General features: G+C 46.6%; 21 protein-coding genes. 10 read left to right on the top strand and 11 right to left on the bottom strand.

Annotated elements, in window-relative coordinates; translation table 11 throughout:
- The first annotated feature begins 35 nt into the window (after positions 1–35).
- A complete protein-coding gene (locus tag LZG74_RS21315) occupies positions 36–896 on the top strand; it encodes a sugar phosphate isomerase/epimerase (protein ID WP_233798513.1) in 861 nt (286 codons plus the stop codon).
- Positions 897–945: 49 nt separating this feature from the next.
- Here LZG74_RS21315 and LZG74_RS21310 read toward each other — a convergent pair whose 3' ends face one another.
- Both LZG74_RS21310 and xth read right to left on the bottom strand, forming a co-directional pair.
- Positions 946–1,938, bottom strand: coding sequence for an ankyrin repeat domain-containing protein (locus tag LZG74_RS21310; protein WP_233798512.1), 993 nt, complete (start codon positions 1,936–1,938; stop codon positions 946–948).
- A gap of 81 nt (positions 1,939–2,019) precedes the next feature.
- On the bottom strand, positions 2,020–2,802 hold the full coding sequence (gene xth / locus LZG74_RS21305; RefSeq protein ID WP_233798511.1) for an exodeoxyribonuclease III: 783 nt from the start codon (positions 2,800–2,802) through the stop codon (positions 2,020–2,022).
- A 186-nt stretch (positions 2,803–2,988) separates the two neighbouring features.
- Here xth and LZG74_RS21300 point away from each other — a divergent pair, with 186 nt between their 5' ends.
- The 3 genes from LZG74_RS21300 (at position 2,989) to LZG74_RS21290 (ending at position 6,062) form a co-directional block, all read left to right on the top strand.
- A complete protein-coding gene (locus LZG74_RS21300; RefSeq protein WP_233798510.1) occupies positions 2,989–3,819 on the top strand; it encodes a sugar phosphate isomerase/epimerase in 831 nt (276 codons plus the stop codon).
- 74 nt (positions 3,820–3,893) lie between these two features.
- The gene (locus LZG74_RS21295) at positions 3,894–5,174 is read left to right on the top strand and encodes a chloride channel protein (protein ID WP_233798509.1); all 1,281 of its coding nucleotides are present in this window, start codon (positions 3,894–3,896) and stop codon (positions 5,172–5,174) included.
- A gap of 81 nt (positions 5,175–5,255) precedes the next feature.
- Positions 5,256–6,062, top strand: a complete 807-nt coding sequence (locus LZG74_RS21290) for a hypothetical protein (protein WP_233798508.1) — start codon at positions 5,256–5,258, stop codon at positions 6,060–6,062.
- Positions 6,063–6,105: 43 nt separating this feature from the next.
- On the opposite strand, the gene LZG74_RS21285 is transcribed toward LZG74_RS21290, so the two are convergent.
- The 3 genes from LZG74_RS21285 to LZG74_RS21275 all read right to left on the bottom strand — a co-directional run bounded on the left by LZG74_RS21285 (position 6,106) and on the right by LZG74_RS21275 (position 7,307).
- Positions 6,106–6,462, bottom strand: coding sequence for a type II toxin-antitoxin system HigA family antitoxin (locus LZG74_RS21285; protein WP_233798507.1), 357 nt, complete (start codon positions 6,460–6,462; stop codon positions 6,106–6,108).
- A 4-nt stretch (positions 6,463–6,466) separates the two neighbouring features.
- Entirely contained in the window at positions 6,467–6,775 is a 309-nt protein-coding gene (locus LZG74_RS21280; RefSeq protein ID WP_233798506.1) for a type II toxin-antitoxin system HigB family toxin, read from the bottom strand.
- 115 nt (positions 6,776–6,890) lie between these two features.
- Entirely contained in the window at positions 6,891–7,307 is a 417-nt protein-coding gene (locus LZG74_RS21275) for a DUF6157 family protein (RefSeq protein ID WP_233798505.1), read from the bottom strand.
- A gap of 97 nt (positions 7,308–7,404) precedes the next feature.
- Here LZG74_RS21275 and LZG74_RS21270 point away from each other — a divergent pair, with 97 nt between their 5' ends.
- Complete coding sequence (locus tag LZG74_RS21270) at positions 7,405–8,160, top strand: MBL fold metallo-hydrolase (protein ID WP_233798504.1); 756 nt, start codon at positions 7,405–7,407, stop codon at positions 8,158–8,160.
- A 59-nt stretch (positions 8,161–8,219) separates the two neighbouring features.
- Here the strand turns inward: LZG74_RS21270 and LZG74_RS21265 are convergent, their stop codons facing one another.
- Together LZG74_RS21265 and LZG74_RS21260 are read right to left on the bottom strand one after the other, a co-directional pair.
- Complete coding sequence (locus LZG74_RS21265; protein ID WP_233798503.1) at positions 8,220–8,606, bottom strand: type II toxin-antitoxin system VapC family toxin; 387 nt, start codon at positions 8,604–8,606, stop codon at positions 8,220–8,222.
- On the bottom strand, positions 8,597–8,824 hold the full coding sequence (locus tag LZG74_RS21260; protein ID WP_233798502.1) for a hypothetical protein: 228 nt from the start codon (positions 8,822–8,824) through the stop codon (positions 8,597–8,599). The genes LZG74_RS21265 and LZG74_RS21260 overlap by 10 nt, the downstream gene beginning before the upstream one ends.
- Before the next feature lie 215 nt (positions 8,825–9,039).
- Between LZG74_RS21260 and LZG74_RS21255 the strand changes: the two genes are divergently transcribed.
- A complete protein-coding gene (locus LZG74_RS21255; protein ID WP_233798501.1) occupies positions 9,040–9,453 on the top strand; it encodes a VOC family protein in 414 nt (137 codons plus the stop codon).
- 22 nt (positions 9,454–9,475) lie between these two features.
- Here the strand turns inward: LZG74_RS21255 and LZG74_RS21250 are convergent, their stop codons facing one another.
- Complete coding sequence (locus tag LZG74_RS21250; RefSeq protein WP_233798500.1) at positions 9,476–10,420, bottom strand: nitrilase family protein; 945 nt, start codon at positions 10,418–10,420, stop codon at positions 9,476–9,478.
- Positions 10,421–10,689: 269 nt separating this feature from the next.
- Between LZG74_RS21250 and LZG74_RS21245 the strand changes: the two genes are divergently transcribed.
- The 4 genes from LZG74_RS21245 to LZG74_RS21230 all read left to right on the top strand — a co-directional run bounded on the left by LZG74_RS21245 (position 10,690) and on the right by LZG74_RS21230 (position 18,280).
- Complete coding sequence (locus LZG74_RS21245) at positions 10,690–13,821, top strand: TonB-dependent receptor (protein WP_233798499.1); 3,132 nt, start codon at positions 10,690–10,692, stop codon at positions 13,819–13,821.
- Between the two features lie 11 nt (positions 13,822–13,832).
- Positions 13,833–15,728: a RagB/SusD family nutrient uptake outer membrane protein gene (locus LZG74_RS21240; protein WP_233798498.1), complete on the top strand. Its 1,896-nt coding sequence runs from the start codon at positions 13,833–13,835 to the stop codon at positions 15,726–15,728.
- Between the two features lie 58 nt (positions 15,729–15,786).
- A complete protein-coding gene (locus tag LZG74_RS21235) occupies positions 15,787–16,473 on the top strand; it encodes a DUF3823 domain-containing protein (RefSeq protein ID WP_233798497.1) in 687 nt (228 codons plus the stop codon).
- 496 nt (positions 16,474–16,969) lie between these two features.
- The gene (locus tag LZG74_RS21230) at positions 16,970–18,280 is read left to right on the top strand and encodes a glycoside hydrolase family 71/99-like protein (RefSeq protein WP_233798496.1); all 1,311 of its coding nucleotides are present in this window, start codon (positions 16,970–16,972) and stop codon (positions 18,278–18,280) included.
- Positions 18,281–18,296: 16 nt separating this feature from the next.
- Here LZG74_RS21230 and LZG74_RS21225 read toward each other — a convergent pair whose 3' ends face one another.
- The 3 genes from LZG74_RS21225 to LZG74_RS21215 form a co-directional block, all read right to left on the bottom strand.
- Entirely contained in the window at positions 18,297–20,870 is a 2,574-nt protein-coding gene (locus tag LZG74_RS21225; RefSeq protein ID WP_233798495.1) for a galactose oxidase, read from the bottom strand.
- 187 nt (positions 20,871–21,057) lie between these two features.
- The gene (locus LZG74_RS21220) at positions 21,058–21,774 is read right to left on the bottom strand and encodes an outer membrane lipoprotein-sorting protein (protein ID WP_233798494.1); all 717 of its coding nucleotides are present in this window, start codon (positions 21,772–21,774) and stop codon (positions 21,058–21,060) included.
- Positions 21,775–21,833: 59 nt separating this feature from the next.
- Positions 21,834–24,386: a TonB-dependent receptor domain-containing protein gene (locus LZG74_RS21215; RefSeq protein ID WP_233798493.1), complete on the bottom strand. Its 2,553-nt coding sequence runs from the start codon at positions 24,384–24,386 to the stop codon at positions 21,834–21,836.
- Positions 24,387–24,508: the final 122 nt, after the last annotated feature.

Raw genomic sequence — 24,508 nt, 5'->3', positions numbered from 1 at the left:
ATTCGTCTTAATAATGAAACTTCTTAACTGATAAAATGAAACTCAAAAGAATACTCGTAGCAACTGTTGCCTTTGCATTGGGTGTCAACACGCTTTTTGCCCAAAAAACAAAACCCCTTTTCCCTGACATGCCGGGGATGGTTTCTTACACTTTCCGCAAGAGTCTGGCCAAAGACCCTGCGGCTACGTTGGACACATTGCAGCAGCTTGGCATTAAAGACATGGAATTTTCAAGTTTGTTCGGAAAAACGGCAGCTGAGCTGCGCAAGCTTCTGGATGAGCGGGGGATCAAATGTTCATCCTTTGGTGTGCAATATCCGGACGCATTGAATAAAACGAAAGAAGTGGGAGAGAATGCCAAAGCGCTGGGAGCGAAGTTCGTACGCGTTGCCTGGATTCCGCATAAAGGCCCTTTCACATTGGAGATGGCTCAGCAGACTGTTGCTGATTTTAACAAGATCGGTAAGCAATTGAAAGAGGAATTCGGCCTCACATTTTGCTACCATAATCATGGTTATGAGTTTGAAAAACATGAAGACGGCACTTTGATGGATTATCTGATCCAGAAAACAGACCCGAAATATGTCAGCTTTGAAATCGATCTGTTATGGACTTTTTTCCCAGGCGCCGACCCCGCCGCACTGATCGCAAAGTATCCTAAGCGCTTCAAATTAATGCACATGAAAGATTTGAAAAAGGGAGTGACCGGAAACATGTCCGGCGGAACGCCTGTTGAAAACGACGTGGCATTAGGAACCGGACAACTCGACATTCCAGGCATTCTGAAAGCCGCGAAAAAATCGTCTATTGAACATTACTATATAGAAGACGAGAGCCCGAGTTACGCTACGCAGGTGCCGCAGACCATTGCCTATCTGAAAAGTCTGACTTACTAAATAAAAACGAAACCGGGCCGCTTAGCAGTCCGGTTTCGTTTTTTAATGCCTACGGCAGTGAACTGAGCCGCTCTTTCAACGATGTAAATTCCAGGGGAGGCTCTTTCCCCCAGCTATGAAACTGCTTGTCCTGGTAAGCAACTGCTTTACGGATGTCCCAGCCGCCAGCGGTTTGATAATCTGTTTTCGCACCGTGGTTAAGCAGCAGGTTGCAAATTTCCCATTGTTCCAGGCCAGCCGCCGTGCATAGGGCCGATGAAACGATTACATTCTCATCATATTTAGGAGAAAACGCATTAGGATCGGCACCATATTCCAGAAGCAAACTCACCTTTTCTGTCTTAGCCGTATCATTCACATCCAGAAATAATGCTTGAAAAAGGATGGGATAGTTACGCTCTGCTTCTATTGCATTGGGGTTTGCCCCGTTTTTTAGGAAAAATTCGAGAAAAGCAGGATCATCTGCCAATACAAGAAAGTGCGTTGCCGTGCGCATAGGATCCGGTGTCTCGGTTTTAGCACCATGAGCCAGCAACAATTGAAGAGATTCGAGCACTTGTGCTTTGGGATTTTTCTTTGCCTGCATTGCAGCAAAATCCAGCAGGGTTATATGGTCTTCGCCGCTTGCATTGATGTTGGGAATGGGTTGATCCAATGCGGTTTTCAGTTCCTCAATATTTCCTGCTGCCAGGGCCGCTGCCAGATTTCGCCGTACAGGATCCGGGAAATAATAGGTGCCATTCGCTTTTTCAGTCAGTTCAAGGTCATAGCTTTTTGATTGATAATTTGTAATGACGCGGCCGAGACCGAGATAAAAAATGCCCATAGCCAGCGGATAAATATTGATGGCCAGGGCAATGATCTTGGTTGTTTTGTAAGGCAGGTAATTCAGCAGCGCCAGTATGGCAAGCGGTATGTAAACCATTATGAGCATGCCGCTCGCCATACGGTCCGATTGCGTTTTTTCCAGGAGCAGCGTCCATAGGATGCCCAGCGCGTACACGCTCACAGCCGCCCAGTTAAACAGTGTTATTGTTTTCATGCAAGCAAAATAAGCAATTTCGCACGCGGCAGATTTCCTACTTATTTACAGGCAGGGCAGGGTTAGCAAGCGGTTTAAACTTTATTCTTCCGGATCGGCAATCTCAATCCAGGTAGGTGCATGGTCACTCGATTTTTCCCAGCCGCGAACATCCTTATCCACACCCGCCGCAAGCAGGCGCGCGTCCACATGCGGACTCAGCAAAAAGTGATCGATACGAAGGCCGGCATTGCGGCCGTAAGCATTTCTGAAATAGTCCCAGAATGTGTAAATCGTTTCATCGGGATGCAATTTCCGGATGGCATCCGTCCAGCCCTGGTCCACAACCGTCTTAAAAGCCTCCCGGACCTCGGGACGGAACAGCGCATCGTCTACCCACCGTTCAGGCTTGTAAACGTCCAGCTCAGTGGGCATCACATTGTAGTCGCCCGCCAGGACGACCGGCACATCGTAAGCCAGCAATTCCGCAGCGTGTGCTGTAAAGTGTTCGAACCAGCGCAATTTGTATTCCAACTTCGGCCCGGGCGCCGGGTTGCCATTGGGCAGGTAAAGACAGCCTACGAGCATTCCGTTCACAATGGCCTCAATGTACCGGCTATGCAGATCATCTTCATAGCCGGGAAGCGTTCTGCGCACTTCTTTCAGTTCCAAGCCCCGTGCCAGGATCGCTACGCCATTCCAGCTTTTCTGACCATGCCAAATCGCATTATAACCTGCGTCCAATAGGGCTTTTTCAGGAAATTTCTCCTGCGGCGCTTTCAGTTCCTGCAAACAAACGACATCGGGTTTTGTCATTTCCAGCCAGCGCAGCAGCACTGGCAGCCGGCCATTGACTCCATTGACATTATATGTGGCAATTCTCATAGCAGTCGATCAGTGATTTAAATAAAATATGAATATAAAAATCAGTCCTGATACAAGTGAAGTCTGGCTGTGTGCCAGGAGACATTATAAGCCTGGATTAATCAAAAATCGGCTGCTATCCGCCCTAAGCCGGTAGAATAGGGCTTGGGCAAGCCTTTTTTCAATAACATTTACAGTACACAAGAGATGAAAATCAAGTTCTATGCGCCGCAATGGGGCAACACCCTGCCTTTTGACGCTTTTTGCAGCCATGTGAAATCAGCAGGTTACGACGGCGTTGAGATGGCCCTGCCTTTTGACCGGGAAGAAACGGACGTAATCCTGGAAGCGCTGGCCAAGCATGGTCTCGAACTGATTGGTCAGTATTGGCAGTCATTTGAGCGGGACATTGATGCGCATGCGGCTAGTTATGAAAAATATCTTCGAAACCTGATCGCAGCCAGGCCGGTTTTTATCAACTGCCAGACCGGAAAAGATTACTTTCCTTTTGATCATAACAAGCGGCTTTTTGATCTGGCTGCTTCACTTGCAGCAGAATCCGGCATTCCTATTATTCATGAAACGCATCGTGGAAAAAGTTTATACGCCGCGCACATTACGCACGGATATCTTTCACAAATCCCGGATTTGCGCATCACGCTGGACATTTCGCACTGGTGCAACGTGCACGAATCGCTGTTGGAAGATCAGGTGGAAGCAGTTGCATTGGCAATCGCGCATACGGATCACGTTCACAGCAGGGTAGGGCACGCCGAAGGGCCGCAGGTAAATGACCCCCGCGCACCCGAATGGGCAGAAACGCTTGAAACACATTTGCAATGGTGGGACCAGGTGGTTGCTTCGCATCACGCAAAGCAGTCGCAGCTCACCGTCACCACCGAATTCGGCCCTTCACCTTACATGCCGTCGATACCATACGCACAAACGCCCGTGGCGAGCCAGTGGGACATTAATGTATACATGATGAATCTTTTAAAGGACCGATATCGTCAGGAGACCGCCTCTGCGAGACATTGATTGCTATAACATTCAGGCAAATGCATATTATTTTCAGGAACCAAAATCGAGATGGGGCGCTTGTATAATGTAGCATGGACCAGAAATCTTATCACGTAAAGAAAGGCCAGAGAGTCGTCGGAGTGTTAATTGCCGCCGCATTTACAGGTGTAATATCCGCATTGATCGCAGATACGCTTAAAGTGATCACGGAACATTACGAGGAGAATTTGCTTGAAAAGATCCATGAAAACACCTATCTCATTTTTGTTTTGCCACTGATCGGCATCACAACGATCCATTTGCTCAGGCGATTTCTTTTCCGGAATAAGGCCAATAAAGGCATCAAAGAGGTTTTGGACACGATCAATAAAAATGGAAATACGCTTCCCGCATACAAGGTCCCTTCCCATTATTTTAACGGATTCCTGACAGTCATTTTCGGCGGATCAACTGGCATCGAGGTTTCCACAGTCGTTGCTACGGCGTCGGTAGGCGCATTATCGAGTCGCAAAGTGAGTTATCTCAAAAAATACAGGACCGATCTCGTTTGTTCGGGCCTGGCCGCGGGCGTTACAGCATTGTTCAATGCGCCTATTGCGGGTTTTTTGTTTGCATTTGAAGTTTTTACCAAAAGAAAAAGCAAGCTGCATACAGCCAGCGTTATTACGGCCGTGCTGGTTTCTTACCTGTTAACCCGCTATTTCTTTTTCAAACAAATATTCAGTTTCAATGTCTCCGTTTGGAATGGCTACGCCTTGCCTTACTTTATATTGCTCGGGGTTATCGCTGGATTTAATTCGGTGTATCTGACAAAAAGTGTCCTCTTTTTCAAACGCTTTTTCAGCTCTTTGAACAATGACCTCACTAAAATCCTGGCTGGTTCGTTGCTGATTTCGTTGCTTGTTTTCTTCTTTCCCAGCTTATATGGCGAAGGTTATGCCGGGATCAATAGCCTCTTGAAACTCACACCGGACACTGCAATGTCAACCATTTTACCATTGTTGCTGATCTTGCTTTTGAAACCGCTCGCAACCTCCATAACATTAGGCGCCGGGGGCGATGGCGGGGTTTTCGCACCCAGCTTATTCATTGGCGCGTTCCTTGGATTGATTGTTTGTACGGTCTTAAACCATTTTTTCGGTCTCAATCTGATCGCTGTCAATTTCATGGTCATCGGCATGGCGGCGGTGCTGAGCGGCAGCATTCACGCACCCTTCACTGCAATTTTCCTGGTTTGTGCCATCGCTGACAACTATATGCTTTTTGTCCCTATTGTGGTGGCCAGCCTTATTTCCAAGCTGGTTGCGCATTACATTTTCCCTTACACCGTGTACACATACAAAGCACCTGCTTTGGCGAAAGTCCAGCAGTAATCATTCAGGAGATATCACAATAAGGTAATTTGTTAGCACATATATTTGACTAATTTTATTGATCAAATATATCCTAACCTCATGATCTTACGCAGCGCGCCGTTTTGGCTCTGGCTTTCAGTCAGCAGTCTTTCTTCCTCATATTGTTTTTCCCAAAGTGTAACTGAAATCCGGTCATTTCAGGTAACCGAAGCAAAGCAGGCCGTTGCCGTTGATGCAGATCATTTTTATGTCATAAACAACAGCACCATAACCAAACATACCAAATCTGACGGCAAGCAAGTTGCTGTCTGGGACGGTTCAAAAGAAGGCATCAAACATTTAAACAGCGGCGTGGTCATTAAAGGGAAAATGTATTGCGCCAACACAAATTACCCTGAAATTCCGATGGCCAGCTCCATTGAGATCTTCGATGTGAAGTCAATGCAACACATTGGTAACCATAGCTTTGGCATCGCTCAGCACGGCTCCTTGACATGGATAGATCAGAGAGATGGCCTTTGGTGGTGTGGGTTTGCACATTATTCCGGAAAAGAAGCCAGCGAAGGCAGGGACACCCGCTGGACAGCGGTCGTAAAATTCGATCCCGAATGGCGCCAGCTTGAATCCTGGGTCTTCCCCAAGCATATCATAGCGCTTTTTACGCCAAAAAGTAATTCAGGCGGCGCCTGGGGCGAAGACGGATTGCTCTATTGCACAGGTCACGACGAGCAGGACCTTTACGTCATGCGCCTCCCGAAGTCCGGATTCACGCTCGAACACGTCCGTACGCTCCCCGCACCAATGCACGGTCAAGGCATCGCCATGGACCATTGGATAAAGGGCAAGCAAATCATCTACGGCATCAACCGCGCCGAAAAAAAAGTGATTGCAGCTGAAATCAAGTGAGAGGCTTGCTCCGACGCGGAGCGGATGGTAAGTGTTGGCTGGACTATCCAAGAAGCACCTGTGCAGGAATTCCGAGCTTCTCATGAAATAACTTGGCCAATTTCAAGGTCAAAGGTTTTTTCCGGTTCAGTATGGCCGAAACATAGCTTTTGCTGCCAACCCAATCCACCAGATCTTTACTTTTCAGCCCTTTTTCATCCATCTTAAGCTTGATTGCTTCGATCGGGTCAGGAGAGGGGATTTTGTAATGCACATCTTCATACGCTTTGATCAATAGCAAAGCGATTTGAAGGTTATTTCCTTCCTTGCTTTCAGGATGCGGTTTCTTGTCAAACTGCCCGTCGATCCATTCAAGCATCAGCTCATACTCCGCATCATTTTTTATCAGTTTTAATTCCATTTGTTTAAGGTTTATATTTTATTGATTTCACGTCCACCTTATCATATTCCGAATGGCTTCCAAACCATTTGATCTGGATCGTCTTATATTCAAATACAATTCTGACAACGAGCCGGTAATGATTACCCATTATATTAAAAACGACCCGATCATCTCCAACCAAGCTTGCCTTAGCAAACACCGCTTTTAATTCCTGAAAACTGCTAAATTCCGCGTTGACGATTTCCTCATACCATTCTCTTAATGCATTGGAAGCCTGCGGATACGTGACGCAATATGCTAAAAGCGTTTTGCGTGCGATAATATTAAACATAGGAAAGTTTACTATTAGTGAACAAAATTACATCTTTAATTCTTTATTTCAAATCTTTAGACGTAAGTTTTCACAATGGTCACAGGCAACTAAGAAATTTTCTATTTCCAAATCCCTAAGCTCGCTTCGAGCGCATGGCTTTTACGGTTTTTAGCTTTTCGTCGGAGGAGAGTTTGTTATATTCTTTTGATTCCAGGCCGTATAACGCAACTTTTGCTTCGGCGTTGCTGTGGACGCCCCAGCCGTATCGCTTCGTGAGTGGTGAGGCTCTCAGGCAGGGCTGGCCCTTGGAAAAGAATTTTTCGCGCTCTGCTTCAAGCTCCGCCTCGTCCAGACCCTGGCGAACGGCGTAAGTCTGGAAGATCACGTCGTCGGATGTGTATTGATAGGGATGGGTGCTGATGATTTCAAACTGAATGTTGGCGACAGATTTTTCGGTCCCCTTTGTTGGCGGCACTTCGCCCGCCTTTGCCTGGCTGTCTTCGGCGACTTGGATGAATGTGTCGAAGTAATTAGTTGTATGCATCTTCATTTGTTCGGAATAGGTGTTTTTGATACTAATGTAAACAATATAAAAAGTCAGGAAGTAATTACAAAAAGTTAACTTTGAACAAACAAACTGATATAAAATGAAAGCAACATTTGCACTCTTATTTTTACTGATTTCGGCTCCTTTATGGGCACAACTTCCTGCGACCGATGATCTGTCGACGTCGAAAGGCCCCCTGAAAATACAGCCGCTCAACCACGCCACGATGTCGCTGACCTGGGCCGGAAAGACAATTTATGTGGATCCATATGGCGGCACGAAAACATTCAAAGGCATTGCTGCACCCGATCTTGTCCTGATTTCAGACATTCACGGCGACCATTTCGATCCCAAAACATTGGATTCTCTGGACCTGAGCAAAGCCATCATCGTAGCACCGAAAGCGGTCATTGATATGATGTCGGACAAGCTGAAAGCCAAAGCCGTTGAAGTTAATAACGGTCAGACAATCAGCAAACTGGATATTTCTATCATGGCTATTCCTATGTATAACCTTCCCGAATCAGCGGATGCAAAGCATACCAAAGGCCGCGGCAATGGTTATGTATTGAAATTTGGCGATAAAACGGTCTATATCAGCGGTGACACAGCCGGAATCCCGGAAATGCGCGCGTTAAAGAACATTGACCTGGCATTCGTCTGCATGAACCTTCCCTACACTATGGACGTGCCAGAAGCTGCCTCCGCAGTCCTGGATTTCAAACCAAAAATCGTCTATCCTTACCACTACCGTGGCCAAAACGGCCTAAGCGACACCGAAGCTTTCAAAAAGCTGGTGAACGCTGGTGATAAGAAAATCGATGTGAGGCTTAGGGATTGGTATTCGATAAAGTAAAAGGTTATATCTTCGAAAAAGCCAGGAGTCCTTTACAGAGACTTCTGGCTTTTTTTGTCCTACAATCTTTTCAAAACCGGAATGGATTCGAAATGTGCATCCCTTGTGAATAACGGGATATTATAAAAACTACAAATAGCGGCTATCCAGATGTCATTTTCGGGAATCGGGCAGCCGTTATCCCGCAAATGTTTCTTGATTTTTGAGTATTCGCTTGCAACAGGCTCCTGAGCATCAAGAACTTCACAGTCCGAGATAAATGATTCGTATCGCGGAAGATTATAATGTACGCGGCTTGAATTCCTGGCACCATAGAGCAGTTCTCCACATACCATGACTGGCAGATAGATCAGATCAAACCTTCCCAATGTTGTGATTGTCGAAGAATTACCATTAAGCGCTTCAATTGCGACGTTTGTGTCGATTGCAACCCTGCTTAATGCCATTCCCCATCAATCTTGCCGAATTCTGCATTGATTATTTGGGTAACCTCGTTCGCCGCGGAATCGTCGACTGTTCCGGCATGAGACAAGACGCGCTCTACATTCCTTATCGGTGAAGTCTGGATTTTGAGGCTTTGAAGGAAATCGAGCAGTTTTGCCTGCATGGAGCTGCTCCGGGAAACCCAGGCCACGTCCTTATCTATTTTTTCCTGTATTGTCATAGTGATGTGAAATAGAGTGATAAAGGCAGCAAGTTAACATTTTTCAGTTTATCTGAAAAAATCGATATCCATTTTAACATATTGACAGACTGTTAAATTCCAGCTATGGACTTAAACCAGAATTGTCGCAAAACACCCTGCGATTTGTCGTATAATCCCTGTTGCTTGTGGCGGCTGGGCGGTATTTTTGTTTAGGCACCGACTCTGGTTTGAAAATGGCGACGCGTATCTCTCCCTATCTGACATTCAATGGTAATTGCAAGGAAGCAATGCACTTTTATAAGGAGTGCTTTGGTGGGAAACTCACGCTCGAAACGATCGGCGACACGCCTTACTCCATAGAGTTTCCGGATGACATGCAGCATCAGGTTATGCATGCAATGCTTACGACTGTGGAGTTTACTATCATGGCCACTGATTTCATGGGTGGGCACGTGTTTGTTGCTGATAATGATATTTCTATCGCATTGTTATTTGATGATCAGCAGGAGATCATCCGTTGCTTCTCCAAGCTTGCTGTTGACGGTAAGGTTATTTACGCACTAAATCCTGAACCCACCGACGTGCTTTTCGGTGTGGTCCAGGATCAGTTTGACATCATCTGGATGTTTAATTATAATACCAATTAATATAAAATCCCTTGGTAAGCAATCACGTTAGCCAGACTACTTTTTGACTGGAAGCATGATCTGCGCCGATGACGTCGCTGTACAGTTCTGGACGGCGTGCCATTCTGTAACGGTGACCGCCCGCCTGGGTCAGTTTCTCCGGTGTGCATGTGGCGATCGCGATGTCATCGCCAAGTGTTCTGCATTCTGCTATAATGTCGCCAAATGGGTCCAGGATCATAGAGCAGCCGTTTTTGAGCTGATCGTCGTCCATCCCGATCGGATTTGAGAATATGGCATAAATCCCGTTGTCATAAGCTCTGGCCGGCAGCCATTTCATAAGCCAGGCACGCCCTTTCAAGCCGTCAAATTCCAGCCGGAGCGCGGTCGGATCTTCGTGCCTTTTTTCCCATAAAGCCGGATCGGCAAAGCCAGCGCCGGGGCGGGTGGAGGGTGTCATCATGGTCACGTGCGGCATGAAGATAATGTCCGCGCCAAGCAATGCAGTAGCACGCACATTTTCGACAATGTTATTATCGTAGCAAATCAGTATCCCGCATTTCCAGCCATACAAATCGAACACAACGTATTCGCTGCCCGGCGTAAGGTTGCTGTTGATGAACGGGTGCAGTTTTCTGAATTTGGCGATCAAACCTGTTTTGTCCACGCAAACGTATGCCTTGAAAAGATTTCCCGCTTCGTCTTTCTCAAAAAGTCCGGCCAGTACGGCAATGTTATGTCTGGCAGCAATTTCTATGAGTTTCGTAATGCTGGGCCCGTCGGGAATGGGCTCGGCAAGTTCGGTGAGTTGCTCGCGATCGAGCTTTCTGGCGAATGTGTAGCCAGTCACGGAACATTCGTGAAAAGCGATAACCTGCGCGCCGTCGGCTGCTGCTTTCTCCGCCAGCCTGTCGATAGCGAGCAGATTGTAGGCCTTGTCACCGCTTTTGTTTTCAAACTGGGCCGTAGCAATTTTTAGATTCTGCATACAAATAAGATCTTTTTGTACAAAGCTATATGCTATGAGCATAACTGGAAATAGAAAGCGCCGAGAAGTTGCAACCGAGTTTCTGAACGGTAAATTCCCGGCAGTCTTAATTATTGGATTATTTTATTTAATAATTAGATAAAAAAGTTGCCAGGTAAGGTTTGGTTAATCTTTTATTAATCTTTTCTTAATAAGCCCCGCTTTACTTTGACCCATGGTTTGGCCAACCTGCTACACTTGAATTGCTGTCACCGACTTTAAATGACTTTATGGAAAATCAACTTTTATTAAAACGGGAAGTATTGCGAAGCTTCCAGAAATACCTCTTGCAATGCTGCCTGGCATTCGCTGTCACACTGCTGGCGGGGCACATGGCGCTGGCGCAGGAAACCAACATTTCCGGTGAAATCAGGGATGAAAAAAACAGCGCGATCCCTGGCGCGAGCATTGTTTTGCAAGGCACCGCAAAAGGAACTACAACCGACGCAGATGGCCGTTTTTCATTGAGCGTTCCAAGATCAGGCTCCGTGCTCATCGTGAGCTTTCTGGGTTATAAGCGCCAGGAAATTGTGGTGGGAAGCCAAACGAATTTTCAGATCAGACTGGAACCTAGTACGGACGACTTACAGGAAGTGGTGGTTGTGGGATACGGAACGCAGCGTAAACAAACGCTCACTGGTGCAATCTCCAACATTGTTTCCGAAGACATTAAAACCACCACGCATACGAGTCTTGCGCAGAGCTTGCAGGGAAAAGTGGCTGGTGTGCAGATCCGTCAGAATTCGGGCGAACCTGGCTCATTCAGCACGAGCATTAACATCCGTGGGTTTGGGGAGCCGCTTTATGTGGTGGACGGCGTAGCGCGTGACGGCGGTTACGAATTCCAAAAGATCAATCCGGATGATATCGAAAGCATTTCTGTGTTAAAGGATGCTTCTGCTGCGATTTTCGGGATACGGGCGGGTAATGGTGTCGTAATCGTAACAACCAAGAAAGGCAGTAAGGGCAAGCCTAAGTTCAGCTATAACGCGGTTTACGGACGCCAGAGTCCTACGGATGTTCCGCAAATGACTTCTGCATTACAATGGGCGGAAATGCGGAATGATGCTGCCAGAAACCTGGGCGAAACGCCGGTTTATACGGCAGAAGAAATTGAAAAGTTCAGATCGGGAGCACCTGGTTATGAAGGAACAGACTGGTATAAGACAGTTTTGAACAAATCAGCTTCACAGCAGCAACATTTCTTGTCTGCTTCGGGTGGGGAAGGGGCTGTGACGTATTTTACGAGTTTCGGTTTTCAAAATGAAAATGGTCTTTTGAAAAGCAAGGATATGGGTTACAAAAAGTACACTTTCCGGGCGAATGTGGGCATTGATCTTACCCAAAACCTGAAAGCAGACCTGATCCTTTCCGGGCTATTTGACAAAAGAGATCAGCCTGGGGACAACTTTTTCAATATTTACAAAGGAACAAGGATCGCACTGGCGACAGAGCGGCCTTATGCCAATGACAATCCAAAATATCCTTCGTTGCTGAGCGGTGGCTATAATCCCGTTGCGCTTGCAGACGGCGACCTGACCGGCTACAATGAAGAAGCGAACAAATTTTTCCAGTCGACCTTTGCATTAACGTATTCGGTTCCGTTTGTTCCGGGATTGAAATTGAAGGGATTGGTAGCTTACGACAGCAACAATTACCGGAATAAATCAGTCTCAAAAAGCTATAACCTGTACACTTACGATGCAGCGACGGATAAATACACGGCGCATTTGCAACGGAATCCTTCACGCATTGGCAATAATTTTTCAGATAACAACCGCGTCACATTTCAGGGACAGTTGTTTTACAACACAGTAATCGCCAAGAACCACAATGTAGGGGCAACATTGGTTTACGAACAACAGGAATCCAAAAACCGCTGGGCGGGATTAGGAAGGGAATATGCTTTTTATACCAATGACCAGATTGACCAGGCGGGGCTTAACAACCAGACGACCAGCGGCTCAGAAAGCGAATATGCGAGCCAATCGTTTGTAGGAAGATTGAACTACGATTTTAAAGAAAAATATCTGCTTGAAGTTGCGGCGCGCTGTGACGGTTCTTACCGCTACCACCCGGATCGTCGCTGGGGATTATTCCCGGTAGTTTCAGCAGGCTGGCGGGTTTCCGAAGAACAATTTATGGACAAGATTCCATTGATCTCCAATCTTAAACTGAGAGGTTCTTACGGGCTTGTAGGCGCCGATGCAGGCGCGCCCTTCCAGTATGTGCCCGGCTTCTCGCTCACGGGCGGAGGCGGATATGAGTTTACCAACGGCAACTACACAACCGGAGCCGCTTCACCCGCCATTGTTAACGAACAACTAACCTGGTTCAAATCGAAAATCAAGGACGTCGGCATAGACATCGGGCTTTGGGACAACCGCATCGACCTGACTTTTGATGTTTACCAACGCGACCGCAAAGGCTTGCTGGCCAGAAGGAATGTTTCATTGCCCAACACATTCGGCGGAACATTACCAGACGAAAACCTGAACAGCGACCGGGTGCAAGGCATTGAGTTTTCAGCAGCTTACAATGGTCAGATCCGCGATTTCAAATATGGCATTTCGGGGAATTTCAACTTTGCCCGCACCATGAACCGTTACGTGGAAAGAGGTGATTTCCTGAATAGCATGGATAAATGGAAAACAGGAACAACCAACCGCTGGAACGACGTCGTATGGGCTTATCAGTTAGAAGGCCAGTTCCAGAACAAAGATGAGGTGATTTATGCGCCGATTCAGAATGGCGACCTGGGTAACACACGTGAACTTCCGGGTGATTTTAAATACAAAGATGTGGACGGAAACGGCATGATCGATGGGAATGATGCATTGCCTTTGTTCTTTGGCGGCGATCCGAAAATGTACTACGGTGTGACATTGAATGCTTCCTGGAAAGGTTTTGACTTCAAAGCATTGTTCCAGGGATCGGGAAAATACAGCGTGCGTTTCCGCGAAGTATATGCTGAGGTGTTTGCCTTCCGCGGCAACACGCCAGAATATTTTTATGACAGATGGCATCTGGATGGTGATAATGAATGGATTCCAGGAAAATGGCCTGCTTCGCGTTTCAATTATAATGTCGGAGCGATGTATGCAGAAAGCTCGGCGTGGCGGAAAGATGCTTCTTATCTGCGGTTTAAAAGCGCGCAGCTTGGTTACACTTTCAATCTGGCATGGCTTAAAAAGATCGGTATCGATGACGTGCGGATCTACGGAAATGCGCACAACATTTTCACCTGGGCCGATCCATTCGTGAAGCCATTTGATCCTGAAAAAATTGAAGGGTTGTTTGGCGCGGGGCTTACCTATCCTGTAACCAGAAGCTACAACTTTGGTATTAATGTTACATTCTAACAGCTGAAATAATGAAATTGACCAAACATATATTCATGCTCCTTGTGCTGCTAACGGCCATTAGCTGCGACAATGTGCTCGACAAGCAGCCATTGGATAAATTGCAGGGAGAAAACCTCTTTTCCAATCCGGAAGGGGTCAAATTATACATGGCGAATTTGTATTATCAATTGCCTATCGAGGATTTTACGTTTTTCAGACAGGGTTTCAACTGGAATACAGGCGACCCGAACAATGGTGGATTTGCACCTGCTATGATCACCGACGAAGCGGTTCACACGGAGTTCGGGGATTTTATCGGTAATGATGATTTTCAATGGTGGGACCAGGGTTATAAGCTCATCCGCGACACCAATATCCTGATTGACATTATCCCTACATTGGATGTGAGCGAAGACGAGACCAAAGCACTTGTGGGCGAAAGTGCATTCATTCGTGCATATGCCTATTTTGCATTGGTAAAACGATACGGCGGCGTTCCTTTGATTACGGCGGTTCAGAAATATGAAGGCGATGTGGAAGCGCTGAAAGTGCCGCGCAGCACAGAAAAAGAGACGTGGGATTTTGTCTTAAAAGAATGTGATATAGCCATTGCAAACCTGGCCGATTCATGGCCTGGCGGTGAGAGGCGTGCTACGAAATGGGTTGCTTATGCACTCAAATCCAGGGCTGCATTGCACGCTGCTTCGCTGGCAAAATATGGAGATAGGGCACCAATTTCCGGCACTGCGGTGGATCAGAAACTGGTTGGATTGGAAAAATCGGCTGCTGCGGAGTACTATAAGGCTGCCATCAAAGCTTCTGAGGCGATTATCTCATCGGGTAAATTTGCGCTTTATAAGCCTTCACCTGCCAGTCCTGAAGAAGCGGCTGAAAACTATCGCAAGCTTTTCGAAGATCCGAACATTGCGCCTACGGAAGCTATTTTCATCAAAGGTTACGCACGTCCAGGTTCAGGAACGGGACATAATTACGGCATCTGGTTTCAGCCCAACCAGACCGCTAACGGATGGCCGCACCCAGGCCGCATGAATCCGACGCTGGACCTGATCGATGCTTATGAAAGTTATACAAATCCAGGACAAAGTGCACCGGTTACCACGACCGTTGCGGGCAATGATGTGAGCGATTACAATGGTTTTGATCCTGCCAAGAATTACAAACGTTACGACGATCCTGCTGGAATTTATAAAGATAAGGATGCACGCTTATGGGCAACGGCTATACTGCCGGGAACTGCCTGGAAAGGCCAGAAGATTATCATTCAGGCGGGTTTCATCAAACCGGACGGCAGCGCACAGCTGTTTGGCGGTGAACCAATCAAGGTTGGTAGCGCGACAATTTATCCATACGGTGCAGCCGACAGGACACAATATTCCGGCTTCGATACCTGGGGAGGAAATAACACCCGCACAGGCGTAAGCTTCAAGAAATTTTTGAATGAGGGCGTGAATGTTGCGCCGGGCTGGAATCAGACCGTTTCTGACTGGGCAGACTTCCGTTATGCCGAAATCCTGCTGAATTACGCAGAAGCCATCGTTGAAAGCGGCACCGGAACGGCGACAAAAGGGGCACAGGCATTGAATGACATTCGCCGCCGGGCAGGCCATACCAAAGACATTCCTTTAACGATCGATAATGTGATCCGGGAAAGAAGGGTTGAGCTGGCTTTTGAGAACAAACGTTTCTGGGATTTGATCAGAAGGCGTGAATATCATACGCTATTCAACAACCGGGTACGCCATGCGCTTGTTCCGGTGCTGGATCTGCGTGTTACGCCTGCAAAATACATTTTCATCCGTCAGAACATTGCAAGGCTAAACCCGGCAACATTCGATTACAAGAACTATTACCGCTATGTTCCGGGTATCGGTGCGAATGGATTGGTACAAAATCCGCAGTATTAGGCCGTTCAGCCAGTCATCTGATTATAAATTAAAACATTAAACTAAAATCGCAAAAATTGTGAAATCACAGATATACGTAAGCGCGCTGGCATTAATGCTCTTTGCAGCGGGCTGTAAAATAGACAATTACCCTGCGCCGGATGCGCAGCTTTACGGAACTTTCCTGGATGCGGAAACCAATGAGCCGGTGGAGCAGGACATCATTCGCGGCAGCACGATTGAATACATTGAGCACGGTTATGCTTCTCAGACAAAGCAAGTTATGCTCGTCAAAAATGATGGGACATACCGTAACAACCTGATCTTCGCGAATCAATACACCATTACACCGGTGCGCGGAAACTTCGTTCCTACGGAGCCGCAGGAAGTGACCGTTGCTGGAGAAACCCAGCTTGATTTTAAAGTGCAGCCTTACATTCGATTGAAAGATGCGAAAATCGAAAAGTCTGGATCCAAGGTGATCGCGACGTTCAAAATTCAACAGACCGTAATCAACAATGTGCGGAAAATTGGTCTTTATGCACATCCTGAACCGTCGGTGGGGGAGCCTATGCGGACTGTTTTGTCAGAAACGGAGATCAATGGTGTGACGGATCCGAATAAGGTGTACAAGCTGGAAATTGATATTCCTTCGAACAGCAACAACTTGAAAACAGGTAACCAATATTTTTTCCGGGTCGGAGCGATTATTGATGCCCCGGAATCCAAGTTTAACTATGCGAAGGCGGTGCGGATTGCTTTGTGATGGAGAGATGAGAGCTGTTGGGCTGTGCGAGATGAGCGCTGTTAGGCTGTGCGAGATGAGAGCTGTCAGGATGTGCGGGATGAAAGCTGTCAGGTGTGGTGTCCCTGGATTAAAATCCAGGGTTAGGGTGCCTTTCGAGCCTGACGGCTCTTTTGGGGAGGAACCTGCTTTGGGCAGAAAAGAGCCGTCAGCTCGACCATTTCTTGCGATGGATTTCAATCCATCGGCTTGATGATCTTTAAAGCCCTGGATTAAAATCCAGGGTTAGGGTGTCTTTCGAGCCTGACGGCTCTTATGGGCAGAAACCTGCTTTGGGCAGAAAAGAGCCATCAGGCTCGACCATTTATTTGCGATGGATTTCAATCCATCGGCTTGATGATATTGAATCCATCAGCTTGATAATATTTGAATCCATCGGCTTGATGATTTTTCAATCCATCGGCTTAATAATATTTTAATTCATCCAATACTAAGATTTTAAACTAAACCTTTAACCATGAAGTTTTTTCGATTCCTTTTACTCTTGCCTTTTCTTTCATTCGGATGTAATGGTTCGGATGGTGTTAAGCAACCTGTTGATCCTAAACCAATTGAGGAAGTTAAGTATGATGAAACCGGTGTGCTTTTTAAGAGCTACAAAGGACTGGTAATGGCCGGTTACCAGGGCTGGTTTACTGCCGAAGGTGATGGTGCTGGCCGCGGCTGGCACCATTACCAAAAAGGTGGCAAGTTCGAGCCAGGTTCCACTTCTATCGACTTTTGGCCGGATGTAAGCGACTATCCTAAAACGTATAAGACCGCCTTTAAATACAAAAACGGTGAAACAGCGCCGATTTACAGCCCATACGATGAAGAGAGCGTCGACCTGCATTTCAAGTGGATGAAGGAGCATGGCATTGAAGGCGTTTATATGCAGCGGTTTGTGTCGGAAGTGAAGGGCGAGAGCGGCAAAAAGCATTTTAATAAAGTGCTGGCCAATGCATTGAAAGCTTCCAAAAAATATGGCAGGGCGATCAGCATTATGTACGATCTGAGCGGCTCTACATCTGCGGATATGGATTTTATCGTAAAAGATTGGGAGGAGCTGCAAAGCACATTTAAGCTTTTTGATAACAAAGAAAATCCGCAATATCTGCGCCATAACGGCCGGCCTTTGCTGGCGATCTGGGGCGTGGGATTCAATGACGGGCGCAAGTACACCATTGCAGATATTCAAAAACTCGTTGAAAAAGTAAAAGGGCCGACCAAAAAGGCTTCAATCTTGCTGGGCGTGCCTTATTACTGGAGAAGTCTGGGCAAGGATACGGAAAATTCCACTTTGCTGCATACAGTTGTAAAAAGCGTGGATGTGGTGATGCCCTGGGCAGTTGGGCGCTACAATGCATCCACGTATACGAGCGTTGCGGGACCTAATTTACCGGCCGACATCGCCTGGTGCAAGGCCAACAATGTGGATTACGCGCCGCTCGTTTTTCCTGGTTTTAGCTGGGGTAATTTGAAGAACGACAAATCGCTCTATAACGAGATCCCCCGCGGAAAAGGGGACTTCTTATGGCAACAGATTGCAGGTGCAAAGCTTTCGGGCGCCGAGGCGTTGTACGTGGCAATGTTCGACGAGGTGGATGAAGGAACGGCGATTTTCAAATGCCGGCGTGAAGGTGAATTGCCCGAAAATGCAGGCGGGAAATTCGTAGGGATAGAGGCGGATCTGAAAACGGATCACTATCTGTGGCTCACCGGACAAGGCGCCAAATGGTTTCACGGAGAGCCGGGTTTCAGTGCTAAGAAACCTGAAAGACCGAATTAAGTTTGGAAACGGGCGGTCAGGAATGTAAAACTTCCGGCATGTCCTTTTGAAATTCTTCCCCGTAAATCCGGCTGTATTCTCTGGCGAAATTCTCAAAAGTCGTTTTCGCCAGAGAATGCTTGCCCAAAAGCGCCAGCGCCTTGCATTTGATGGTCATCGCTTCTTCATTAACCGGGTCAAAATAAAAGATATAATTGGCAACTTTAATCATAAATTCCGGATCATCCGTGATTTTTACGGAAGTAACATAACGCAAGTAAGCATCGACGATCTCGTTCGAAATTTCAGATTTAAAGCTGTCCAGCCACTCATATTCCAGGTCGGCGAGAAATGTGCCGCGTTTGCTGATCTGTGACAGGTCTACAATGTCCTGCTTCGAAAGCACGCGCTTATCGGACACCAGCTTCAAATATTCGGCATAATCGACGTGGATCTGCTCATAATCAATGTTGACGCGCCAATAACCGCTTTCCTTGGAAACATGGCACCATTTGAGTTTGTCCAAAATCCCTTTCAGCTTCGCAATGTTAACGGCGCGGTTGTTGCGGGCACTCTCAGACGATTTATCGGACCAAAGCAATTCCTTCAATCTTTCAGAACTAATCCCTTCCCGGCGCACGGAATGTAACAGGATTACCAGGAAAAGCTCCTTCAACAAAGGCGTGAATAACCTTGTAATCTCAGTCCCTTCATCATCAAACAATTGCAGGTTACCAAAGAGCATAATGCTGCTATGAAGCGGAAGGACCTTCGTTTCAATGCTTTTTTCAGGAATGTTAATGACAGGAACGGTTGCAAGGCCAGCCTCCATGTCCGGATGTTTTTCGGCAGGAATAGGAAGAGTTGTTTGAACCGTTTCAACGGGTTTACGCCTTTTGTAAAAATATATCCCTGCAATCACGGCCACCGCCGCTCCGATGATCCAGAACATATTTCCTGGCTTCGCAGAAGCCTGCGCAATAGTGGGAACTTTTGCTAATGGCGGGGAGAAGAGGGAGTAGATCGAGACTTTTGTCTGGTTTTTGTCTGTCCGGAATAGGGTTACTGCGACAAACCTGTCTGTCGATTCATCGAAAAACAGGTCTGCAAATGATTCCGTATCAATGAATTCGAAAGGGATCTTTGAGCCGACGGCCTTGTATTCTGGCTTCGAAAGCGATCCGGTGATGAGCTGTAACTCAGAGTTGAATTTGTCTTTTGGGAAAATCAGCGCATAATATGCGTTTTCTTTTTCCCGGACGATCATGGAGTTGGCAAATACAAAATCCTCCTGAGGAGCTTTCAGCTCATATATTTTTTTAAATGTCCCGGTTTTGGTATTAAAATAAATGAGATCGTACCAGTTTCTCGGGTTCAGAATTTGCCTGCCGGTAATGCTGCCATATCCGCCCATTATGTACGCACCGCCCGTTGCCTCGCCTGCGGCCGCCAGATAACGCGGCGAAAAAACACTGTCTTGCGGGCTCGCTTGCGACCATTGTCCGGTTGCCGGCTTATATTTTTGAATAATGTTTTTGTATTCAAGATGGCCGTAACCGCCTAGTATATAAATCGTTGAATCCGTTTTGGAGTAAAATTTATTGGCATGCAGGAAATGCGTTTTCAATTCGGCCTTTACATTGTTTTTGTCCCATTTGCGGCCGATCGTATCAAAACTGGCGACCTGTTTTTCGTTGATAAAAAGGTTATAGATCCGGTTTTTTGATTTCTCATAAAACACCTGATTGTCCATAAAAAGTGGCTGGTTCTCATGCGGAATGCGCTTTGTCAGGTTGTTAGAAATGTGGTAGGATGTCAATGTATCGGTTCCAGCCACGTAAACGATCCCGGTTGATTGGTCGCAGGTAACGCGGGCCGGGCCTTGCACCAGGAACGTTTGCAATGGCTGCCATTCGTGATGCATCTTTTTGATCCATAAGGGATTCGTAACGAGGCCATCTGTATTTTTTGTCGTTCCAATTGCTTTAACCCCGGCCATTTCATCCAGATTCCACCGGTATTTTTCACTGCCGTTTTCGCTGATGGCCACATTCCGGATTTTCATCGGCGGAACGTCCGTCGTATTGAAGTTTTTGTATTTGTTTGCCCCAAAGAGAATCTTGAAACAGCCATTTTTCTCCAAAGCAACTGCCTGCCTGAATTGTTGCGTCCGGCTGAAAACCGTAAGCGTGCCAGTGCTTTTATCAAACACCAGCCTTATTTTGTTCCAATGCTGGTAAAGCGCGTTTTCGCTGATATCAAAGGCAATCTTGGAAAATTTATCGCCTATAACCACCTTAAAGCGGTCTTTATTCAAAGAAGAGTTGTCATAGAGAATGTCAATGTTCTTCTGGTCGTTTTCGATAAGACGGACAATGTAGCCGAAGTAATTTTTTTTGTGTTTGAGAAAAGAAACCTCAAAGGACAGCTCGAAATTTTTATCAAAACATAATGTCCCGTCCGGCGAAAGATCCAGGCCGGTCCTTTTATCCTGCACCGATTCAAAACTTTCAAAACCAAGTCCGTAAGATTGGGCAAGGCACAAGTTGATCATCCCGTATCCAAACTGGAATGCAAGCAGGATGACAACGACTTTTAAACATTTACACATATTCAAACGACCACGATCTGGCAGGGTACTAATATTGGCTTAATAAGTAAATATTAAGATTTTTTTGTCTCTATTTTACTTTGCTCCCAATTTATTTGTTTCACCAACAATCCAGCCAGGTTGCCGGGAAGCAAAAAAGGCACCGGAATAATATCCCGATGCCTTTTCGATATGCAACTTTAAGATTCTATTTTACCGGTTTCTTGAAAACAGCTGAGTCCACAGGCGTGTTTACGGATACTTTGTTGGTAATGAACGACATTGTGCCCATTTGCGCGTTGGTAATGTCCATGATGTTGGGAAATTTAACGCCTTCCACTTCCTTGTAATCCGAAAGCTCGATCTCGCCGCTCTGCCCATTCATGTCCACTTTTACCTTACTAACCAGGAATGTTTCCGCGTCCAGATATTCGTCCATTGATGTGCCTTCCTTCGAAGTTACTTTCAGGTGATACACATCTTTCTTGTCCAGTTTTTCTTTGCCGACAAGCTCCACTTTGTTGCCCTTTTCCTTATAGTTAACAAGGCCGCCAAACGGATCCAGGGATGCAATCTGTTGTTTCAGCTGATCGGCAGGCATATCCTCAGGCTCGCCCGTTCCGCCCATTTGTGCCGGACGGATCATCCAGCCCTTGGAATCGTCCACAACCTGCACCATTGAATTGCCCATAATAGTCGATTCATTGCGAAGCGATTTGCCCACCACAAGAATCGTTTTCGTTGGGATTTCCATTCCCTGAACAGCCAGTGAACGTTCGGTGATAACCGTGTTAACGGCTTTAATTTTATCCATTCCGCCAAGCGCAGCCACATGCTTATCCACGATTTCATCGACAGTTTGCGCAAAGGTGCTTGCCGAGATCAATGCCGCTGCAACAGCGACGAACAATTTGGTTGTTTTCATATGTAAGTTTATTTGGAGTAAGTAGCTTGTATCTTCTTAAAGTATTGATAGTTAAATTACTACCGGGGTGTTCCGCCACCTGCCGGAGCCGGACCGGATTGCTGTCCGCCGCCTTCGCTTTTCACATCGTCGTTGTTAACCGATTTCGCCTTGCGTTTTGGTGCGTCCATAGTCATTTTCCCGATTTTGTATGTAAATGTCAGCCTGATGCCGCGGTTGTACATGTAAATGTCGTTTACCTGGTTGAATTCCTGCGATTTCAGCTCGGTGTGCATTTTAAAACGTCTGCTCAGGAAGTTTTCGGCTGCAAGTCCAACGCTTGCTTTTTTATCCGCAAATTCTTTTTTCACACCCACGGTATAAAATCCGAAACCGCCCTGGTAACCTTGCAGCTGGACCGTATTTCCCTGCATAAATCCGAATGCTTGTGCGCCCCAGCCGTTCTTAAATGTTGCCTGAGAAAACAACCCTCCGCTCACTACAAAACCTGTATTTTCCAACTTCCGTGTAACACCTTTTTCCAATGTCTGACCAGTCAGCGTGGCATAATACATGTTGGAGAAGATCCCGAAGCTGATCTTGGAAGTGGCAGCCACGTTCGCGAAAATGTTTACACCATAAGCGTGTTGTTTTCCAATATTCTCATAGGTGGTAATAATGGCTCCTTCAAGCGTATCGGATGGCTGGCGCACTTGCGAGATGGCATTGTTGGTGACGCGGCCAAAGAAAGTGGCATTCACAAACGTCTTTTTGATGTTTTTACTAACGCCTAACTCGAAATTGTTTGTCAGCTCGGGTCTCAGTTCGGGGTTACCGATGGTAATGTTCTGCGGGTTGGCCGAGTTGAAGTTCGGGTTCAGCTGCTGTAATCCGGGACGTTGGATCCGGCGGTTATAACCCAGTTTTAATGTTGTTCCTTTGAAAGTTTTGGAAGCATTTACACTCGGCACAAGCACGCCATAATTTCCTACGCCCACAGTTCCTTCATTGGTGCTTGCATCGATAAATGTATGCTCGTAACGCAAACCTCCTTTGAAAGTATAACGCTTTTTGGTTGTATAAGTGTAGGAACTGTAACCAGCCGCAATGTTCTGGTGATAGGTCAAATCTCCCGCGGGCTGATCCAGTTCGGGACGGAAGTCGCCGGTTGGTTCAGCGATCAGGAAGTTGTATGCGCTGGTAACCTCTCTGAAAATAGCTTTTCCACCAAATTCCAGCAACTGGTTTTTCTTGATAGGTGTCTGATAATCAGATTGGAATGTAAACTCCTGGTTGATGCTTTTGTTCAGGTTGCGCTGACGGTTAACCAATTCGCTGCTGCCATTCAGGATATCTGCGTCAAAGTCGTTGGTCAGATCGTTTCGGCTGTAAAGCGTCGAAATGCTCCATTCCTGCTGTGGTTTGAAAGTATGCAGGTAATCAATGTTCGCATCAATCGTTCCCGAAAGATTCTTTGCATCCACATTGCGGGCGGTGTTGAAGTCCATTTCACCCGTTTTCATAATGCGTGTCATCAGGTCCTGCTGGCTGCGGAAATTCCGGACTCCATAGCGCACACCGGCCGTAATGCTTTGATTTTTGGCCAGATCATAATCAAATCCAAGGTTGTAATTTCCAAATAACCCACGGCTTGATCCGTCGCCCGTTTGGCGCGTTACCGTGGAAACGTTGTCGACAATGCTGGTCTGTTCGAGGTTTGTTTTCGTGATCGTATTGTACATCCCACGTCCGAAACCACCGATGGTGAAACCAGCCTTTCCTTTGCGGTAACCACCATTCAGTGAAAGAATAGATCCTCTGTTTCCAATGCCGGAGTCCACATTCAGGTTCAATCCCTGCAAGCTGTTTTTCTTGGTAATAATGTTAATGATCCCGCCTGAACCTTCTGCATCGTATTTGGCCGATGGGCTTGTGATCACTTCCACTGTTTTGATCTGATCGGCAGGAATTTGCTTCAATGCGTCTGCAACGCTGTTGGCAATGATCGTGCTCGGTTTGTTGTTCACCAGCACGCGAATGTTCTGGCTTCCGCGCAAAGACACATTACCGTCCAGGTCGACTGTTAGTAACGGCACTTTTCTCAAAATATCCGTCGCATCGCCGCCTTTTGCCGTAATGTCCTTTTCTGCATTATAAACAAGCCTGTCAACTTTTTCTTCTATCAAAGCAGCTTGTCCGGTAACCGTAACTTCGTTCAAAGTTTTCGTATTGGATGATAGGGTGATTACGCCAAGATACAGTTCCTGGCCTTTCCCGATTGCAATGTTGTCTATTGTTTTATTTACAAATCCAATAAATGAAATCAAGACCTTGTAATCGCCCGCTGCGAGCTTGGATAATGTGAATTTTCCTTTTTCATCGGCTACTGTTCCGTCCACAGCCTGGCCGGTTGCTTTGTTATAAAGTGCAATGCTTGCGAATTCAATGCCTTTTGCGGATGAAGAGTCAACGATTGCGCCGGATAGTTTTGCGTTTCCTTTCGGAGTTTGGTCGCCCGCAGTTCCGGGCAGTGCCTTGGGCTGGGCGGTTCCGCCGGCACCTGGAAATTGTGCAATTGCAGGAGAAACGAAGGTGGCCAGAATGATGATTGAAGCTAGAAAAAGTTTATTCATTTTTATAGGATTGTATTTGCACCATAAAAATGCAACAGAATAAAAAAACCTTATAGTAAATTATGATAAAGGCTTGATTAAACGGGATGGATGAAGCGCTGGGACAGATGGAAGTGTGGGAT

The organism is Dyadobacter sp. CY327 (assembly GCF_021390415.1).
Lineage (GTDB): Bacteria > Bacteroidota > Bacteroidia > Cytophagales > Spirosomataceae > Dyadobacter > Dyadobacter chenhuakuii.
Note: the sequence above shows the minus strand (reverse complement) of the source record. Positions and strands in the feature narration are given on the sequence as shown.

Excerpts from the sequence above, each read along its gene's own strand:
- LZG74_RS21265 (WP_233798503.1), bottom strand. The coding sequence starts at position 8,606 with ATGGCATTAAGCAGGGTTGCAATCGACACAAACGTCGCAATTGAAGCG.
- LZG74_RS21250 (WP_233798500.1), bottom strand. The coding sequence starts at position 10,420 with ATGCAGAATCTAAAAATTGCTACGGCCCAGTTTGAAAACAAAAGCGGT.
- LZG74_RS21285 (WP_233798507.1), bottom strand. The coding sequence starts at position 6,462 with ATGGAATTAAAACTGATAAAAAATGATGCGGAGTATGAGCTGATGCTT.
- LZG74_RS21225 (WP_233798495.1), bottom strand. The coding sequence starts at position 20,870 with ATGTGTAAATGTTTAAAAGTCGTTGTCATCCTGCTTGCATTCCAGTTT.
- LZG74_RS21230 (WP_233798496.1), top strand. The coding sequence starts at position 16,970 with ATGAAGTTTTTTCGATTCCTTTTACTCTTGCCTTTTCTTTCATTCGGA.
- xth (WP_233798511.1), bottom strand. The coding sequence starts at position 2,802 with ATGAGAATTGCCACATATAATGTCAATGGAGTCAATGGCCGGCTGCCA.
- LZG74_RS21280 (WP_233798506.1), bottom strand. The coding sequence starts at position 6,775 with ATGTTTAATATTATCGCACGCAAAACGCTTTTAGCATATTGCGTCACG.
- LZG74_RS21270 (WP_233798504.1), top strand. The coding sequence starts at position 7,405 with ATGAAAGCAACATTTGCACTCTTATTTTTACTGATTTCGGCTCCTTTA.
- LZG74_RS21295 (WP_233798509.1), top strand. The coding sequence starts at position 3,894 with ATGGACCAGAAATCTTATCACGTAAAGAAAGGCCAGAGAGTCGTCGGA.
- LZG74_RS21215 (WP_233798493.1), bottom strand. The coding sequence starts at position 24,386 with ATGAATAAACTTTTTCTAGCTTCAATCATCATTCTGGCCACCTTCGTT.
- LZG74_RS21315 (WP_233798513.1), top strand. The coding sequence starts at position 36 with ATGAAACTCAAAAGAATACTCGTAGCAACTGTTGCCTTTGCATTGGGT.
- LZG74_RS21240 (WP_233798498.1), top strand. The coding sequence starts at position 13,833 with ATGAAATTGACCAAACATATATTCATGCTCCTTGTGCTGCTAACGGCC.
- LZG74_RS21245 (WP_233798499.1), top strand. The coding sequence starts at position 10,690 with ATGGAAAATCAACTTTTATTAAAACGGGAAGTATTGCGAAGCTTCCAG.
- LZG74_RS21290 (WP_233798508.1), top strand. The coding sequence starts at position 5,256 with ATGATCTTACGCAGCGCGCCGTTTTGGCTCTGGCTTTCAGTCAGCAGT.
- LZG74_RS21275 (WP_233798505.1), bottom strand. The coding sequence starts at position 7,307 with ATGAAGATGCATACAACTAATTACTTCGACACATTCATCCAAGTCGCC.
- LZG74_RS21310 (WP_233798512.1), bottom strand. The coding sequence starts at position 1,938 with ATGAAAACAATAACACTGTTTAACTGGGCGGCTGTGAGCGTGTACGCG.
- LZG74_RS21260 (WP_233798502.1), bottom strand. The coding sequence starts at position 8,824 with ATGACAATACAGGAAAAAATAGATAAGGACGTGGCCTGGGTTTCCCGG.
- LZG74_RS21300 (WP_233798510.1), top strand. The coding sequence starts at position 2,989 with ATGAAAATCAAGTTCTATGCGCCGCAATGGGGCAACACCCTGCCTTTT.
- LZG74_RS21220 (WP_233798494.1), bottom strand. The coding sequence starts at position 21,774 with ATGAAAACAACCAAATTGTTCGTCGCTGTTGCAGCGGCATTGATCTCG.
- LZG74_RS21255 (WP_233798501.1), top strand. The coding sequence starts at position 9,040 with ATGGCGACGCGTATCTCTCCCTATCTGACATTCAATGGTAATTGCAAG.